Genomic DNA, 16,551 nt, shown 5'->3' with positions numbered 1-16,551 from the left:
GTCGCGTGTGCAAGCGGGTCGCCTTGGCATTCGCCGACAAGGCGGGCATCAGGCCGGTATCAGGCCTGCCACTCGATCAGCGCATAGTTCTTCTTGCCGCGCTTGAGCAGGCTGAAGCGGCCAAACAGACGATCATCAGCCGTGAAGCGATGTTCGATGCTGTCGGCCTTGTTGCCGTTGATGCTGACCGCACCGCTCTGGATGAAGGTACGTGCCTCGCTCTTGGACTTGGCCAGGCCGCCATTGGCCACCGCGTCGATCAGGCTGTCCTCAGTCGCATTCAGCACGAAGTGCGGCAGGCCGTCCTGCGCCAGCTGGGCGAAGTCGTCTTCGGTCAGGCTGGACAGGTCGTTGCTGAACAGGCTGTGGGTGATGCGCTGGGCAGCGGCCAGGGCGGCCTTGCCGTGTACCAGTTCGGTCACTTGTTCGGCCAGGATGCGCTGGGCTTCCGGCTTGCCATCACGGGCCTTGTCGGCTTCTTCGATGGTGGCGATTTCTGCTACCGACAGGAAGCTGAAGTAGCGCAGGAACTTGTACACGTCGGCATCGGCGGTGCCCAGCCAGAACTGGTAGAAGGCGTAGGGTGAAGTCTTGCGCGCATCCAGCCAGATGGTGCCGGATTCGGTCTTGCCGAACTTGGTGCCATCGGACTTGGTGACCAGCGGCATGGTCAGGCCGAACACCTGTTGCTGGTTCAGGCGACGGGTGAGGTCGGTACCGGCGGTGATATTGCCCCACTGGTCGGAACCACCGATTTGCAGCTTGCAGCCCAGACGACGGTTCAGCTCGGAAAAGTCATAACCCTGCAGCAGGCTGTAGGAGAACTCGGTGTAGGAAATGCCCTGGTCGTCGCGGTTGATACGCTGTTGCACCGCTTCTTTCTTGATCATGGCATTGACCGAGAAATGCTTGCCGATGTCGCGCAGGAATTCCAGCGCACCCATGCCGCCAAACCAGTCGTAGTTATTGGCCATGACGGCGGCGTTATCGCCTTCAAAAGACAGGAAGGGCGAAACCTGGGCACGGATTTTGTCCACCCAGCCTTCAATCACATCCGGGGTGTTCAGCTTGCGTTCGGTGGCCTTGAAGCTGGGGTCGCCGATCATGCCGGTGGCACCGCCCACCAGGGCGATGGGGCGATGTCCTGCCAGCTGGAAGCGTTTGAGCATCAGAATGGGAACCAGGCTGCCGATGTGCAGGCTGTCAGCAGTCGGGTCGAATCCGCAATACAGGGTTACCTGTTCCTTGGCCAATAGTTCGGACAAGGCGGCGGCGTCTGTGGTTTGCGCGATCAGGCCGCGGGCCTCCAGATCCTCGATCAGTGAAGCTTGGGTCATTACTTTCTCCAACTCAATGCGTGAAAACACAGCCGCAGCGGGCTGTCAGTACGTTGGCCGCCTACGGTCAGCATGCTGTCTGCGCGCTGGCCGGCCATGGACGGCGAAAGGGGTAATACTACCCGAAAACGGCTGGATCAGAATCCAATTCCGGCATTTTTCCCTCACGCTTCATAGGCCAGGCTGGCGCAACAGTTCTTCAGCACTTGGTAGTAGGCAGTGCGGTGGCGGCTGGTTAAACTGCGTTCTTTGCACTGTTTGCTGCACGAGGTTGCACATGGAAAAGAGCATCAAGGTATGGGATTGGCCAACCCGCCTGTTTCACTGGAGCCTGGTTTTGTTGTTCGGCGGCATGTGGTTTACCGGTGAGCAGGGCGGCGACTGGTTGCAATATCACATCTGGAGTGGCGAGGCGATTGCCGTGCTGTTGCTGTTCCGGCTCATCTGGGGGGTGATAGGCAGTGAAACCGCCCGCTTCAGCCAGTTTGTCAAAGGCCCGGCTGCCATCCGCGCCTATCTGCAAGGCAAGTGGACGCCGCGTCCCGGGCATAACCCGCTGGGTGCGCTGATGGTGCTGGCCTTGCTGGCGGTATTGCTGGTGCAGGTGGGCAGCGGCCTGTTTGCCACCGACGTGGACAGCTACACTTTTGACGGCCCGCTGGCCCGGCTGATTTCGGGCGAGCTGTCCGAATCCGTCACCCGCTTTCACAAGCTGTTGTTCAACCTCATCCTGCTGCTGGTAGGCCTGCATATTGCTGCCATTGTGGCCTACCGTGTGATCAAGAAGCAGAACCTGGTGCGCGCCATGCTGACTGGCTATCAGGTGGCCGATGGCCAGACGCCGGCACCGTATTTCCGTGCCTGGCAGCTGGCACTGCTCAGTCTGCTGTTGTCTTGTGGCGGGGTGTATCTGCTGCTGACCCGCTTGTGAGCATGATCTTGTATTAATGAAAAAGCCCTGAGTGATCAGGGCTTTTTGTTTTGCTGCCGTGCGGCTGGCTACAGATTCATTTTTCCGGGCCACGGAAGCTGTCATGACAGGCTTTGCAGCTTTGTGCTACCACGCCATAGCTCTTCTTGATGCTGGCCAGGTCGCCATTGTGGGCGGTGCTGTCCAGGTCGTTGACTGCTTTGAGGAAGGTATCGCGTGCGGCCTGGAACTTGGCCGGCTGGCTCCAGATCTCCGGTTTGGCGCGGCTCTTGTCATCAATGCTGTTGGCAGGGAAATGATTGAACGGTTCGGCAGAAACCTGTTTCAGGCTTTCGGCCATGGCAATGAATTTTGCCTTGTTGTACGGGTCGCGGTCGCGCACCACCATGCCCATCGGCTCGAAGGCACGCAGGATTTTCTTGAAGCTCTGGGTGCGGATTTGAGCCGGGGAGTCGGCCATGGCGGCAGGAATGGCCAGCGTAGCCAGCAGCAGGGCAGTAATAGTGTGTTTCATGGAGTCGGTGTTGGGGTGATGTTGGCAAGATGGATGGCAGGTGCAAACCAGAGCGCAAGGCCGGGCCGCACCTGCGACAGCTGGAAAATTCTATCAGTCTTTACGGAAGGCGTCGTGACAGGCCTTGCAGGTCTTCTGCACCGCGGCGAACTGGTTCTTGATACTGGCGGTGTCTCCCGCTGCTGCAACTTGCTTCAACTTGGCGGTTTCTGCCTTGAAAGCATCTGTCGCCTTGGTCCATTCGGCGGGCTTGCTCCAGATTTCAGCCTTGGCTTCGGTCTTTTTGGTGGCTTGGCCGCTGGCGGTACCCGCCGGGAAGTGTTGCCAGGGTTGCTGGGCCACTTCATCCAGATGCGCGGCCAGCTTGCTGAATTCTTCCTTGTTGATGGCATCGCTCTTCACCATCTTGCCCATCGCGCCGGCATCTTTCTTGAACTGCTTGAAGATATCCTGCCGGGCGGATACCGGATCGGTGGCGGCAAAGGCAGAGCTGGCCAGAACGGCGCAAAGGCTGAGCATGAGGTTTTTTTTCATGTGAACTCCTTTGAAGGTTGCAAGCTGCTACAGGGGATAACGCAGGCTATCACGGACGGATGACAGGCAATACCCATTGAGTGTTAATGGTTGTATCGTCGCGATGTTATACAGTAACATTCGCCATCGTTAACAGGAGCCGCCAATGAACCGCACGGATTACCTCCAGGCTGCCGAAGCGCATTGCGAGCGCCGTGGCTGCAAGCTGACCGCGCTGCGCCGGCAGGTGCTGGAGCTGGTGCTGCGCCATCAGGGCGTGGTGAAGGCCTACCAGGTGCTGGCCGATTTGCAAAAGGAACGCGGCGTTGCCGCCCCGCCCACCGTATATCGCGCGCTGGACTTTCTGGTGGAGCAGGGCCTGCTGCACCGGGTGGATGCCTTGAACGGCTTTGTTGTCTGTGACCATTTCGAGTGTCAGCACGAAAGCATGATTCTGGTCTGTGAAACCTGCGGCAAGGTGCAGGAAGTGGACGTCATGGCAGCACTTGCCGGCCTGCACGATGTGGCGGATGCGGCCGACTTCACCCTCAGCCACCAGAACCTGACCCTCACCGGACTTTGCAAGGCATGCCGCATATGAAAAAAACCATTGTCAATCTGTTTACCGGCTTTTTGGGCGTGGGCAAGACCACAGCCCTGCGCCATCTGATTGCTACCCGTCCGGCCAGTGAAAAATGGGCGGTCATTGTGAACGAATTTGGCGAAGTGGGCATTGACGGTGCCGCACTGATGAACGACGACCTGCCGGTGGCGGAAATCGCCGGTGGCTGCCTGTGCTGTGTGGCTGGCCCGCAAATGACCACCACCGTGGCTACCTTGCTGCGACGCGAGCGGCCGGACCGTTTGCTGATTGAAGCCAGTGGTCTTGCGCATGCTGCCGGAGTGATCGACGAGTTGCGTGCCAAGCCCCTGGGGGATGCACTGGAAGTGGGCGCGGTGCTGACGCTGGTGGACCCGCGCCAGTTTGTCAGCCCGGACTACCTGCGCCAGCCCTTGTATCGCGACCAGGTGGCCATTGCCGACGTACTGGTGGCCAACAAGATAGACATGGCCGATGTGGAAACCCTGCAAGCCTTCCAGGCGCAGGCGGGTAAGCTGTTTCCGCCCAAGACGGTGATTGCCGAAGTGCGTGATGGCCTGGTGGATGTCAACTGGCTGAATGCCGCCGTCACCGTCAAGCCGCGCTACCGGCCAGCCATTCCGGTGGAGAGTGGCAATGGCTGGGATTCTGCCGGCTGGACCTTCCCGCCGGAACAGTCCTTTAGCGGCGAAAAGCTGACCGATTTTTTTGACCAGCTGCCCAAACTGGTGCCCGGACTGGTGCGCGCCAAAGGCGTATTCAAGGTGCTGGACAGCTGGGTGTGGCTGAACTGGGCTGAAGGGCAGTGGGGTGCCAGCCAGGTGTCCTGGCGGCGTGACAGCCGTTTCGAGCTGATCGCGCCAGCCCTGGATAACGCTGCGGTCGAGGCCGCGCTGCAAGCCTGCTTCGAGTAAATCAACAGATGAAACATCAACATTCTTCGACTGATGATCAGCATGACCATGCCCATGGCCATCAACATGATGTCGTTCCGCATCAACACCTGACCGCCGCCAACCTGCGTCCCCCCATCAGCCTGCTGGCCATGTCGGCCTGGCAGCGGCTGGCGCTGGCCGCAGGGGTGCTGACCGTGCTGTGGGCTGTGGTGCTGTGGGCATTGCAGGAGGTGGCATGAAGGTCATTCTCGACAACATCACGGTGTCTTACCAGCGCCATCCGGCAGTGCATCATGTCAGTGGCAGCTTTGTCACCGCTGATGCCACGGCCATTTTCGGCCCCAATGGCGCGGGCAAGAGCACCTTGCTCAAAGCCATGATCGGGGCGCTCAAGCCCGATTCCGGCCAGGCCAGGCTGGATGGTTTTGCCCGTCAGGACATTGCCTATCTGCCGCAGCAGTCGGAAATCGACCGTTCCTTGCCGGTCAGTGTGCTCGACCTGGTGGCCACTGGCTTGTGGCACAAAACCGGGCCGTTTGGCCGGGTAGGGCGTGCCGGCCTGGGACAGGCCATGGATGCGCTGGAACAAGTGGGCCTGGCCGACTTTGCCACGCGCTCCATCTCGGCCTTGTCCAGTGGTCAATTCCAGCGTGTATTGTTTGCCCGCATCCTGCTGCAGGATGCGCGGCTGATCCTGCTGGACGAGCCCTTTACCGCCATGGATGCCAAAACCACCTTCGACCTGCTGGAGCTGGTACGGCGCTGGAAGGAAGAAGGCCGCACCATCATTGCGGTGCTGCACGACTACGAGCAGGTACGTGCCTATTTCCCGCACACGCTGCTGCTGGCGCGCGAAGTGGTGGCCTGGGGTCGTACCGAACAGGTGCTGACCGATGCCAATCTGAAACGGGCGGTGGATACGGCCGCCCACTGGCAGGACCGTGCCGCGGTGTGTCAGGTCGACGGAGTCAATGCCTGATGCAACACCTTTACGAAGTACTGATTGCCCCCTTTGTCGACTTTGCCTTCATGCGCCGTGCGCTGGCCGGTTGCCTGGCCTTGTCGCTGGGCAGTGGTCCCATCGGCCTGTTCCTGGTGATGCGCCGCATGAGCCTGATGGGCGATGCCATGAGCCATGCTGTGCTGCCCGGTGCCGCCGTGGGCTTCATGCTGGCTGGCCTCAGCCTGCCGGCCATGAGTCTGGGTGGTTTTGTTGCCGGCGTGCTGGTGGCAGTGTTGGCGGGCCTGGCTACGCGCTTTGCCGGTATCAAGGAAGACGCCAGCTTTGCTGCCTTTTACCTGTTGTCATTGGCCATCGGTGTGCTGCTGGTGTCCAAGAGCGGCAGCAATGTGGACCTGATGCACATCCTGTTTGGTTCGGTGCTGGCGGTGGATGATGCCGCCTTGTATCTGGTGGGCGGTGTCGCCTCGGTCACGCTGATTACCTTGGCCTTTATTTATCGTCCCATGTTGCTGGAAAGCCTGGACCCGGTCTTCCTGCGCTCGGTAGGCGCGCGTGGTGGCCTGTGGCATATGGCCTTCCTGATGCTGGTGGTGCTGAACCTGGTGTCCGGTTTTCAGGCGTTGGGCACGTTGATGGCAGTAGGACTGATGATGCTGCCTGCCATCACCGCCCGACTGTGGTCGGAAACGGTGGAAGGCATGCTGGTGATGGCAGTGAGCGTCGCGTTTGGCAGTGGTCTGGCCGGGCTCTTGCTGTCTTATCACTTTGAGCTGCCATCCGGCCCGGCCATCATTCTGGTTGCTGGCTTGTTCTACCTGTTTTCCTTGCTGTTTGCCCCGGCGGGGGGTGCTTTGCCGCGCTATATCCGCGCGCGGCATTTTGAATCCTGAGGAGTTGGCATGAAAAAAAGTCTGTTGAGCCTGTTGCTGCTGGGTTTGCCCATGGCAGCCATGGCCGCAAAACTGCCGGTTGTCGCCAGTTTCAGCATTGTGGCGGACATGACCCGCGAGATCGGTGGCGAGCGGGTGGATGTGGTGTCGTTGGTGGGGCCGGACCAGGACGCCCATGTGTTTCAACCCTCTCCGGCCGATGTGAAGGCACTGTCGGCCTCCCGCGTGTTTGTCACCAACGGGCTGGGTCTGGAAGGCTGGATGGGACGGCTGACCAAGGCATCTGCCTACAAGGGGGTGATGGTGGAAGCCGGCAAGGGGATCAAGACCCGCATGGCCCCGGCAGAAGAGGGCGAGGCGCATGGCCACGATGTGGTGGACCCGCATGCCTGGCACGACCCGCAGCGGGTACAGGTTTATATCCGCAATATCACTGCCGCGCTGATCAAGGCCGACCCGCAAGGCAAGGATGAATACACACGCCGTGCTGCCGATTTTTCAGCCCGGGTGAAGCAGGAAGACGACTGGGCGGCCAAGCAATTTGCCGCTGTGCCGCAGGCCAAGCGCAAGATGCTGACCTCACACGATGCCTTCGGCTATTTTGGTGAGCGCTATGGCATCAAGATGCTGGCCATCCAGGGCGTCAGTACCGAAGCAGAAGCCTCGGCCAAGGGTGTGGCGCAGCTGGTGAAGCAGGTCCGTCAGGAAAAGGTGAATGCGGTGTTCATGGAAAACATGACCGACAAGCGCCTGCTGGAACAACTGACCCGCGAAGCCAAGGTCAAGATAGGCGGCGAATTGTATGCCGATGCCCTGTCCAAGCCCAATGGCCCGGCCAGCAGTTATCTGAAGCTGTTCCACCACAACGTGGAAACCATCATGCAGTCCTTCCGCTAAACTGCGCTGCTTGTTGGCAATCTCCCCTCGCTTTCTGAAAAGAAAGCGAGGCACCCTTTCAGGGAAAGAGCGGGGGGAGGGAATAGATGGAAAGGCTGAGGAATCAATGACTCAGTCGGAAGGCCCGGCTTTGACGGGTCCTGTGCTACCAGACTGAATCACTAGTCAGCAGCCTAAAGCCGCCTCGCTAAGCTCGGGGCGGCTTTTTTCATGCCTGCATCGCCAGTAGCAGCAGGCGACTCAGCCCCATGCCCGCCACCAGCAAACCCGCCAGCAGGCGCACCGGTTTTTGCTGTATCCATTGGCGCAGCGTATCGGCAAATACCCCCATCAGCAGCAGATTGGGCAGTGTGCCCAAACCAAATGCCAACATCAGCAAACCGCCTTGCACCGCCTTGCCGCTGGCCAGCGCCGACAGCGAGGCACTGTACACCAGGCCGCATGGCAACCAGCCCCACAACATGCCAGCCAGTAAGGCAGTCTTGGCACTGCGGATGGGCAGCAGGCGCGCCAGCAAGGGCTGTAGTTTTGCCCACACTGGACGGCCGATTTTTTCCAGGGTGGTAATGGCGCTGGAAAGCCCGGCCAGATACAGGCCCAGGGCAATCAGCATCAGGTTGGCCAATACCAGCAAGGCCATTTGTGCCGGTCTGGTGGCAATCAGGCTCAGCCCGGCCTCGGCCAGACCTCCCAGCAGCGCACCTGCGCAAACATAACTGAGCAAGCGCCCACTGTTGTACGACAGCATGATTTTCCAGCGTTGCTGTCCGCTGGGCAGATTCAAGGTCAATGCGGTGACAATGCCGCCGCACATCCCCATGCAATGCCCGCCACCCAGCAGGCCAGCCAGGAAAATCACCCAGAAACTCGTTTCTAACATGCGACAACCTGTTGCTTAAATCCCTATTCTACCAGAGGGCTTGTAAGGTAGGCCTGCCTGATTTTTAAGCAAATTGTGACAATGTAATAGTAAAAAAAAGCCAAATTCTGTTTGGCATTGAGGGCGAATGCCAGCTAGAAAAAAAGTGCGGGGAATCGGTTATTCGCGCTGGAAAAAGGCGAGCCAAGCCCTGAAAATGGTCATTCTTTCCTGCCGTAATCGGGGATGGCCACAAAATAAAAGGCCAAACGGACAGGTGCTGCAATGTGTGACGACCCACAAAAAACTGAGGAAACTACATGGCCAAGTATTTGACGCTCGAACATCTGGGCCAGTCTGCAATCATCACGATCAACAATCCTCCCGCCAATGTGTGGACCATCGCCAGCCTGCGCGAACTGGCAGCCGTGATGACTGACCTGCAAGCCAATAGCGCAGTCCGTGCAGTTGTGATTACCGGAGCAGGCGACGCCTTCTTCTGTGCCGGTGCCGATCTGAATCTGTTCAGCCAGGGCAGCAAGCAGGACGTGGCAGATTTACTGGATGCCTTCGGATCGGCTTTCGCTGCGTTGCGCAACTATACCGGTGTTACCGTTGCTGCCATCAATGGTTATGCCTTGGGTGGTGGCCTGGAATGCGCGCTGATGTGTGACTACATGGTGGTGGAACGCGGCGCCAGGCTGGGCTTGCCGGAGGCGCGGGTTGGTTTGCTGCCTGCCGGTGGTGGCAGCAAGACGCTGGCTGACAAGGTCGGTGTGTCTTGGGCCAAGCGCATTTTGCTGGGAGGGGAAATCCTGAGTGCAGAAAAAGCCTACGAAATCGGTCTGGTGGAGGAAATTGTCGATCCGGGTTTTGCCAAGATCATGGCAGTGAGCCTGGCGGGCAAGGTGGCCAATCAGGCCCCGCTGGCGGTGGCCCGTGCACGCCAGCTGGTTGAAGCCAGTGCTGGTGCAAGCCTGGAGGATCACCTGCAACGGGAGCGTGCAGCCCTGTTGTCCCTGATTGGTGAAGCCGAGCAAATGGAGGGCGTTTCCGCATTTCTGGGCAAGCGTTCGCCAAGCTGGGCAGATGAGGATTGACACTGGCGTTTTCGTAGCGGTGGATCATAAAACAGCCGGGTGCGTCCCGGCTGTTTTATTGCCGGTAGCGGCGGGTGAAGTGAAGGGCAGCAGCACCTAGGCTGGTTCTCTGATGAACAAGGCTGTTATTCAGAATTTGCTTTTTTTATAGAAGAAAACTGGAACTTTGGTCAGTACCGTCTGATTTTCATGTTTTTGATAATTATTATCAATCGAAACGTAAGTATTGATTGTTTTTAATTATTCAACGAAGCAAGAATCCCATGCAAACCAAAAAACCAGTTCTTTCCCGCGGTTATCTGTATCAAACCATTGTCCTGAGCACCAGTCAGCTTGTTCTGGCTGGCTGCAGCAACACCATGTCGGCCAAGCTGGCTGAATCGCCAGCAAGCCGGCCTGCCTACGAAAAAATGGCGGAGCATTACTTGCTGAATACCAGCTTTACCGCTCAGGGCCAGGACGAGCGCATCCGTTTTGTCATTCTGCACTACACGGCACTGAATCAGACAGATTCCCTCGCCATGCTGACCGGGCCACAGGTCAGCACACATTATCTGGTGCCGGAAAAACCGCAATGGCGCGGAGGAGAGCCGGTCATCATGCAATTGGTGCCGGAAAACAAGCGTGCCTGGCATGCTGGCGTCAGCAGCTGGGGTGGCTGGCGTGCGCTGAATGCATCTTCAGTGGGCGTGGAAATGGTGAATCGCGGCTACACCGAATTATCCTCTGGCTGGCGTCAGTGGTATCCCTACACGGCACAGCAGATTGAGGCAGTGTCCATTCTGCTCAAGGATGTGATTGCCCGTAACCGGATTGAGCCTTATAACGTGCTGGGTCACAGCGATGTGGCACCCTTGCGCAAGTCTGATCCGGGGCCGTTATTCCCCTGGGAACAATTGGCCAGCAAGGGCATTGGTGCTTGGCCAGATCAGCAGGTTGTCGAGAAGCATTTGGCCGGTCGCGCCCCCAAGCAAGCGGCGGTGGTGCTGGAGGTACAAAAAAGCCTTAAACGCTATGGTTATGACCAGATTCCGCAAACCGGCGAGCTGGATGAAGATACCCGAAAAACCATCAGTGCATTCCAGATGCACTTTCGCCCATCCGACTACAGCGGCAATGCCGATGCACAAACCGAAGCCATTGCCAAAGCCTTGCTGGAAAAGTACCGCCAATAGCCAGTCCCTGTCCGCAGGCCTGTTTATGCAATGCCAATCTGCTGCACCAGATAAAAAAGCCACGACAAGTCGTGGCTTTTTGTTTGGCAGAACCGATCGGTGTTAGCCGCCGATTTTTTCCTTGCCGCCCATATACGGGCGCAGCACGGCCGGAACGGTCACGCTGCCATCGGCGTTCTGGTAGTTTTCCAGTACGGCCACCAGGGTGCGGCCCACGGCCAGGCCGGAACCATTCAGGGTGTGCACCAGCTGGTTCTTGCCGTTTTCGTCCTTGAAGCGGGCCAGCATGCGGCGCGACTGGAAGGCTTCACAGTTGGAGCAGCTGGAAATTTCGCGGTAGGTGTTTTGTGCCGGCAGCCATACTTCCAGGTCGTAAGTCTTGGCTGCACCAAAGCCCATGTCACCGGTACACAGGGTAATCACGCGATAGGGCAGTTCCAGTGCTTTCAGGATGTTTTCGGCATGGCCAACCATTTCTTCCAGCGCGGCATAGGAGTGGTCCGGATGCTCGATGCGCACCATTTCCACCTTGTCGAACTGGTGCTGGCGAATCATGCCGCGGGTATCACGGCCATAGCTGCCCGCTTCGGAGCGGAAGCAGGGCGAGTGGGCAGTCAGTTTGAGCGGCAGCTCTTCCATTTTCAGGATGCTGTTGCTCACGGTGTTGGTGAGGGTGATTTCCGAGGTGGAAATCAGGTATTGGTCCACCGTGCCTTCTTCACCGCCCTTGGTCACCTTGAACATGTCTTCGGCAAACTTCGGCAACTGGCCGGTGCCCAGGAGCGCGCTGTCATTGACGATATAGGGGGTATAGTGCTCGGTATAGCCATGCTCACCGGTGTGGGTGTTCAGCATGAATTGCGCCAGCGCGCGGTGCAGGCGGGCAATGTCGCCCTTCAGTACGGTGAAGCGGGCACCGGACAGCTTGGCGCCGGTGTCGAAATCCAGGCCCAGCGGGGTGCCGATGTCGACATGGTCTTTCACTTCAAAGTCGAACTGGCGCGGTACGCCCACGCGGCGTACTTCAACATTGTCGTTTTCGTCCTTGCCCACCGGAACGGATTCGTTCGGCAGGTTGGGAATGCTCATCAGCAGGGCGTCCAGCTTGGCTTGCACCGCCTCGAAAGCACTTTCTGCTGCTTTCAGTTCATCGCCCAGATTGGCTACTTCGGCCATGATGGCAGACACATCCTCGCCCTTGCGCTTGGCTTCACCAATTTGCTTGGAGGTGGCGTTGCGGCGCGATTGCAGTTCCTGCATACGGGTTTGCAGTGCCTTGCGGTCGGCTTCCATTGCGGTGAAAGCGGCGGTGTCCAGGGTGTAGCCACGGCTGGCCAGGCGGGCAGCAACAGCGTCCAGATCGTTACGGAGCAATTGAATGTCTAGCATGGAAAATCCTGATGGTATTGAAGTGTCTTGCTGGCAAGGGGCTGTTCAATAGCAGCAGCCTCTTGCTGAATCCGGTATGCGGCGGGAAGTAACCGCCTGTGGTGCTGCACTGTCTGCCAGTGGCTGGCAGCACCAACTTGTTCTGTAAAACGCAAGTGTAACGGCAAGCGACAGGCTTTGTCCTGCCTGTTGCTGGCAAAAGCAGCATTATAAGCAATGCTGGCGGGCTTGTAGATGCTGGCAGGCGACGTGCTGCCGTGCTGTGGCCGACGCAGGTCTGGCATGGCTCAGCGCTTGGCTGGCGCGGCAGCTTTATTTCTTGCCTGCTTCTTCATCCCACTTTTTCAGTTGTGCCAGTTTCTCGCCTATCTTGATTTCCAGACCGCGTGGCACCGGCTGATACCAGCCCGGTTCTGTCATATCGTCCGGCAAATAACTTTCGCCAGCGGCGTAGGCATTGGGTTCGTCATGGGCATAGCGGTATTCGTGGCCATAGCCCAGCTCTTTCATCAGTTTGGTGGGGGCATTACGCAGGTGCACCGGCACCGGGCGGCTCTTGTCCTGCTTGATGAAGGCACGGGCCTGGTTGTAGGCCATGTAGCCGGCATTGCTCTTTGCCGCCACTGCCAGGTAGATGGCGGCTTGCGCCAGCGCCAGTTCGCCTTCCGGGCTGCCCAGTCGCTCGTAGGTGTTGGCGGCGTCGTTGGCAATCTGCATGGCGCGCGGGTCGGCCAGGCCGATGTCTTCCCAGGCCATGCGTACCAGGCGGCGCGCCAGATAGCGCGGGTCGGCCCCGCCATCCAGCATGCGGGTGAGCCAGTACAGTGCGGCGTCCGGATTGGAGCCGCGCACCGATTTGTGCAGGGCGGAAATCTGGTCATAGAAGGCATCGCCGCCTTTATCGAAACGGCGGGCGTTGACGCTGAGCACTTCGGCCAGAAAATCCTGCGTGATCTGGCCGGTTTTGCGTGCCAGCGCGGCGGTGCGGGTTTGCTCCAGCAGGTTGAGAAAGCGCCGTGCATCGCCATCGGCATAGCCGGTGAGGGCAGCAATGGCCTGTTCGTCGAATTCCAGGTCATGCAGTACGCCCTTGTCGCGCGCACGCTGGAATAGTTGCACCAGTTCGTCCTCGCCCAGGCTGTTCAGCACATACACCTGCGCCCGTGACAGCAGCGCGGAGTTCACCTCGAAGGAGGGGTTTTCCGTGGTGGCACCAATAAAGGTAAGCAGGCCGGATTCGACAAAAGGCAAAAACGCATCCTGCTGGCTTTTGTTGAAGCGGTGCACTTCGTCGACAAACAAAATGGTATGACGGCCGGAGCGTTGTAGCGCGGCGTGGGCCTGCTCCACCGCGTCACGAATGTCCTTTACCCCGGAAAACACGGCAGAGAGCGGAATGAACTCGGCATCGAAACTGCCTGCCAGAATGCGCGCCAGCGTGGTTTTGCCCACGCCAGGCGGGCCCCACAGAATCATCGAGTGCAGGGTGCCGGATTCCACTGCCAGCCGCAGCGGTTTACCGGGGCCGATCAGGTGCTGCTGGCCGATGACCTCGTCCAGTGCTGCGGGGCGTAGTGCCTCGGCCAGCGGTTTTTTGGCTTCCTGGGCAAACAGATCATTCATGGTGGCTGACACGGCAGAAGAAACAGGCTGCTAGTATATCAGCTGTGTTCTGCCTGCCGCAGGCGCTGTGAATCGGAAAAAAGGGGGGGGAGAGCATGAAGCCGGGTATGCTCTGTTTATGGCTTGTACTGGCTTTGCCGGTGCAGGCGGGGCCATTGCAAAACTGGTTGCAGCAGCGGGAGGCTAGTCATGGTGGCCAGCCAGACCGCGATGCCGTGAGTGAAGACGACAGCGCCAGCACGCACAGCCTGCCAACCGGGGTGCGCAAGCTGGCCGATCTGGCTTATGGCCCGGATGTGCGCCAGCGGCTGGATGTGTATTTGCTGGCTGCGGAAGGTCGCAAGCATCCCTTGCTGGTGATGGTGCATGGTGGTGCCTGGCGTATGGGCAGCAAGCAGGCTGCCAATGTGGTGGAAAACAAGCTGGCACATTGGTCGCCCGCCGGCGTGGTGCTGGTGTCGCTGGACTACCGCTTGTTACCGCAAGCTGCGGTGGAGGAGCAGGCCGACGATGTGGCCCGTGCGGTAGCCTGGGTGCAGGCACATGCCGCACAGTGGGGGGCTGATGCCCGTCAATTGGTGCTGATGGGGCACTCTGCCGGTGCGCATCTGGTGGGCTTGCTGAGTACGGATGCCGCGCTGCGCCAGCGTCATGGCGTGCAGTCGTGGCAGGCATCGGTGTTGCTGGATAGTGCGGCAATGGATGTGGCGGGCATCATGCGCGGCCCGCATTTCCCCTTGTATGACAAGGCCTTTGGCACGGATGCCGCTCGCTGGGAGCGGCTGTCGCCCACCGCGCTGCTCAATGGGCACAGTCCGCCGCTGCTGGCAGTGTGCTCCAGTCAACGGGCACAGTCTTGTGCGCAGGCCGAGGGCCTGGCCGACAGGGGCCGCCAGCTTGGGGTGATGGTGCAGGTGCTGCCGCAGGCCCTCAGCCACGGCCAGATCAACCAGCAGTTAGGCGTGGCTGGCGACTATACCCGGCAGGTAGACCGCTTCTTGCTGCAAACCGGCTGGATGGTGTCACCCTGAACCGGCGTCATCCGGTCTGCTGCTTGAGGCTTAGTCGCCACTGACCACATCCGCACCTTTGGGGGGCGTAAAGCTGAAATGATTGGCAGGAATGACCGGGTTTTTCTGCTGATTGGCAAAACGGATGCGGGTGTTATTGCCAAAGCTGTCGGTCAGCTCCATTTCCACCAGCATCTTGTTGCTAAAGCCCATGCGGATGGCGTTGAAGGTGTTGTCCTGCTTTTTCGGGCTGGCGTTCAGCCACTCTACGTCGCCCTGTTTGCCCGCTTCTTTCAGGATGTAGTCGCGTTCGATGGCATTATTGCCCGCCAGCAGCGCGGCCGGACTGCTACCCAGCGCGCCATCCAGGTTCTTGCGGGTGACCTGGGCCAGATCCTTGTCGTAAATCCACAGTGTTTTGCCATCCCCCACAATCAGCTGTTCGTACGGTTTGTTGTAACTCCAGCGGAATTTGCCGGGACGGTAGATTTCCAGCTGACCGGAGACTTCTTCTTTCTTGTTTTTGGCACTCACCACCTGGGTAAAGTTGGCGGACAGGGTTTTGGTGTCATTGACAAAGGCCTTGAGCTGGGCAATGGCCGCAGCCTGTACTGGCAAGGTCAGCACGGTGGCCAGCATGGCCAGGGCAAATTTTTTCATCTGGGGTCCTTGAGGCAATTGCAGGTGACTGTCATGACAGTGCCGGCAGGGGCCGGATGGCAATCGCCGCCCCCGTCATGCTCACCTTGCTGGGCAGCAAAGTGTGACAGCAAGTGGGGGCGGCGGTTCGGATCATGCTGTTAAGGAGTGTTGGGAACGATTACTTGGTCAAGTCCTGCAGCCATTGCGGCTTGGGCAGCTTGTCGTAATCGATGATGTCTGCTGCCGTCGGCTGGTAGGCAAACACCGGCTTGCTGTGATTGCTGTAGCGCATGTGGATATAGGCCAGGCCACGCAGCTGCGGGGAATCCAGCGTGATTTCCTGATTTACCCCCAACAGCTGGCCCTGACGGTTGGCATACAGGTGCGATACCGTGCGACTGGCTTGCATGTCGGTGGCCGAGCGTTGGGTCAGTGCGCGTATCAATTGCGCGGCAGATGCTGCTTGTTTGCCATCTTCCGGGCGGCCCTGGCGTTCGGCTTCCTGCTGAATGACCTTGACCAGGCCATCCACGATATGCACCACAACCTGGCTTTCCTGCAGCGGATTCATGGCAATGCGCAACTGGTAGCTGGCACCGAGCTGGCGGGCGGTGGCATCCAGCGGCTCCAGTGCAAATACCTGCTTGTCCACCGTGCCGTAACCTTCATCCACCAGGCCGGGCAGGGCTTTTATCATGGCATCCAGCGGAATTCTGGCGGCGATATCGCTGGGCAGCTTGAAGCGGACAAAACGTGTTTGCTCGCTATACAGCTCGGGCACGAACAAGTCGAAGGCGGAGGGGTCCACCAACAGTGAGAAATCCTGCAGGTTCAATTCCAGCGGCAGGCTGAGGCTGGCTTGCAGATTGCGCCGTTCAAAACGGAAGGACGGAATCAGTTCCATCCGCTTGGTGGACTGGTCCAGCGCGCCATTGAAGGCCACCTTGGTGGAGCGTGCTATCTGATTGATGGTGTAGGACAGTTGCGGCTTGGCATCGTCGGCGCTACTGCCGTGCAGCGAGGTAAAGCCCAGCTCGCCGCTGTAGTTGTAACTGGCGTTTTGCAGGTTGTCGCGCAATATCTGGCGGGTGGCGAGGTCTGCCGGTTTTCCGGCTAGCGGGCTGGCGCAGCCGGTGAGCAACAAAGCGGCAAGCGGAAGAGCGGCGAGTGCAGGGCGAAGGTTCATGGTTATCCCGGAGTCATTTGTTAT

18 protein-coding genes are annotated in these 16,551 nt (G+C 59.0%); 10 read left to right on the top strand and 8 right to left on the bottom strand.

What is annotated here, in order from left to right:
- Positions 1-59: 59 nt before the first annotated feature.
- The gene (gene tyrS, locus HWX34_RS19995; RefSeq protein WP_178973930.1) at positions 60-1,337 is read right to left on the bottom strand and encodes a tyrosine--tRNA ligase; all 1,278 of its coding nucleotides are present in this window, start codon (positions 1,335-1,337) and stop codon (positions 60-62) included.
- A gap of 277 nt (positions 1,338-1,614) precedes the next feature.
- On the opposite strand from tyrS, the gene HWX34_RS19990 reads away from it, so the two are divergent.
- Positions 1,615-2,268: a cytochrome b/b6 domain-containing protein gene (locus HWX34_RS19990; RefSeq protein ID WP_178973929.1), complete on the top strand. Its 654-nt coding sequence runs from the start codon at positions 1,615-1,617 to the stop codon at positions 2,266-2,268.
- A 76-nt stretch (positions 2,269-2,344) separates the two neighbouring features.
- Here the strand turns inward: HWX34_RS19990 and HWX34_RS19985 are convergent, their stop codons facing one another.
- Complete coding sequence (locus HWX34_RS19985) at positions 2,345-2,782, bottom strand: cytochrome c (protein ID WP_178973928.1); 438 nt, start codon at positions 2,780-2,782, stop codon at positions 2,345-2,347.
- Between the two features lie 93 nt (positions 2,783-2,875).
- On the bottom strand, positions 2,876-3,316 hold the full coding sequence (locus HWX34_RS19980; protein ID WP_178973927.1) for a cytochrome c: 441 nt from the start codon (positions 3,314-3,316) through the stop codon (positions 2,876-2,878).
- Between the two features lie 145 nt (positions 3,317-3,461).
- Here HWX34_RS19980 and HWX34_RS19975 point away from each other — a divergent pair, with 145 nt between their 5' ends.
- Genes HWX34_RS19975 through HWX34_RS19950 form a run of 6 tightly spaced genes read left to right on the top strand, consistent with a single transcriptional unit; the run spans position 3,462 to position 7,543 of the window.
- On the top strand, positions 3,462-3,896 hold the full coding sequence (locus tag HWX34_RS19975) for a Fur family transcriptional regulator (protein WP_178973926.1): 435 nt from the start codon (positions 3,462-3,464) through the stop codon (positions 3,894-3,896).
- Positions 3,884-4,810: a GTP-binding protein gene (locus HWX34_RS19970; protein WP_178973925.1), complete on the top strand. Its 927-nt coding sequence runs from the start codon at positions 3,884-3,886 to the stop codon at positions 4,808-4,810. The genes HWX34_RS19975 and HWX34_RS19970 overlap by 13 nt, the downstream gene beginning before the upstream one ends.
- 8 nt (positions 4,811-4,818) lie before the next feature.
- The gene (locus HWX34_RS19965; RefSeq protein WP_178973924.1) at positions 4,819-5,031 is read left to right on the top strand and encodes a hypothetical protein; all 213 of its coding nucleotides are present in this window, start codon (positions 4,819-4,821) and stop codon (positions 5,029-5,031) included.
- Positions 5,028-5,771 carry a metal ABC transporter ATP-binding protein gene (locus HWX34_RS19960; RefSeq protein ID WP_178973923.1) on the top strand — a complete coding sequence of 248 codons (744 nt, stop codon included), beginning with the start codon at positions 5,028-5,030 and terminating at the stop codon, positions 5,769-5,771. The genes HWX34_RS19965 and HWX34_RS19960 overlap by 4 nt, the downstream gene beginning before the upstream one ends.
- Complete coding sequence (locus tag HWX34_RS19955; RefSeq protein ID WP_178973922.1) at positions 5,771-6,646, top strand: metal ABC transporter permease; 876 nt, start codon at positions 5,771-5,773, stop codon at positions 6,644-6,646. Before HWX34_RS19960 ends, HWX34_RS19955 begins: the two co-directional genes overlap by 1 nt.
- Positions 6,647-6,655: 9 nt before the next feature.
- A complete protein-coding gene (locus HWX34_RS19950; RefSeq protein ID WP_178973921.1) occupies positions 6,656-7,543 on the top strand; it encodes a metal ABC transporter substrate-binding protein in 888 nt (295 codons plus the stop codon).
- Between the two features lie 208 nt (positions 7,544-7,751).
- Here the strand turns inward: HWX34_RS19950 and HWX34_RS19945 are convergent, their stop codons facing one another.
- Entirely contained in the window at positions 7,752-8,423 is a 672-nt protein-coding gene (locus tag HWX34_RS19945) for a sulfite exporter TauE/SafE family protein (RefSeq protein ID WP_178973920.1), read from the bottom strand.
- Between the two features lie 299 nt (positions 8,424-8,722).
- On the opposite strand from HWX34_RS19945, the gene HWX34_RS19940 reads away from it, so the two are divergent.
- Entirely contained in the window at positions 8,723-9,502 is a 780-nt protein-coding gene (locus tag HWX34_RS19940; RefSeq protein ID WP_178973919.1) for an enoyl-CoA hydratase, read from the top strand.
- Between the two features lie 263 nt (positions 9,503-9,765).
- Positions 9,766-10,677 carry an N-acetylmuramoyl-L-alanine amidase gene (locus tag HWX34_RS19935; protein WP_178973918.1) on the top strand — a complete coding sequence of 304 codons (912 nt, stop codon included), beginning with the start codon at positions 9,766-9,768 and terminating at the stop codon, positions 10,675-10,677.
- 102 nt (positions 10,678-10,779) lie between these two features.
- Here the strand turns inward: HWX34_RS19935 and serS are convergent, their stop codons facing one another.
- Positions 10,780-12,066 carry a serine--tRNA ligase gene (gene serS, locus HWX34_RS19930; RefSeq protein ID WP_178973917.1) on the bottom strand — a complete coding sequence of 429 codons (1,287 nt, stop codon included), beginning with the start codon at positions 12,064-12,066 and terminating at the stop codon, positions 10,780-10,782.
- A gap of 312 nt (positions 12,067-12,378) precedes the next feature.
- Positions 12,379-13,689 (bottom strand): replication-associated recombination protein A, encoded by a 1,311-nt coding sequence (locus HWX34_RS19925; protein WP_178973916.1) that lies wholly within the window; start codon positions 13,687-13,689, stop codon positions 12,379-12,381.
- A gap of 155 nt (positions 13,690-13,844) precedes the next feature.
- Between HWX34_RS19925 and HWX34_RS19920 the strand changes: the two genes are divergently transcribed.
- Positions 13,845-14,720 carry an alpha/beta hydrolase gene (locus HWX34_RS19920; RefSeq protein ID WP_218645267.1) on the top strand — a complete coding sequence of 292 codons (876 nt, stop codon included), beginning with the start codon at positions 13,845-13,847 and terminating at the stop codon, positions 14,718-14,720.
- Between the two features lie 30 nt (positions 14,721-14,750).
- Here the strand turns inward: HWX34_RS19920 and lolA are convergent, their stop codons facing one another.
- Positions 14,751-15,359: an outer membrane lipoprotein chaperone LolA gene (lolA, locus tag HWX34_RS19915; RefSeq protein ID WP_178973914.1), complete on the bottom strand. Its 609-nt coding sequence runs from the start codon at positions 15,357-15,359 to the stop codon at positions 14,751-14,753.
- A 160-nt stretch (positions 15,360-15,519) separates the two neighbouring features.
- On the bottom strand, positions 15,520-16,527 hold the full coding sequence (locus HWX34_RS19910) for a hypothetical protein (RefSeq protein ID WP_178973913.1): 1,008 nt from the start codon (positions 16,525-16,527) through the stop codon (positions 15,520-15,522).
- Positions 16,528-16,551 lie beyond the last annotated feature (24 nt).

Origin of the sequence: Aquitalea sp. LB_tupeE (assembly GCF_013391415.1) — a bacterium.
GTDB lineage: Bacteria > Pseudomonadota > Gammaproteobacteria > Burkholderiales > Chromobacteriaceae > Aquitalea.
Note: the sequence above shows the minus strand (reverse complement) of the source record. Positions and strands in the feature narration are given on the sequence as shown.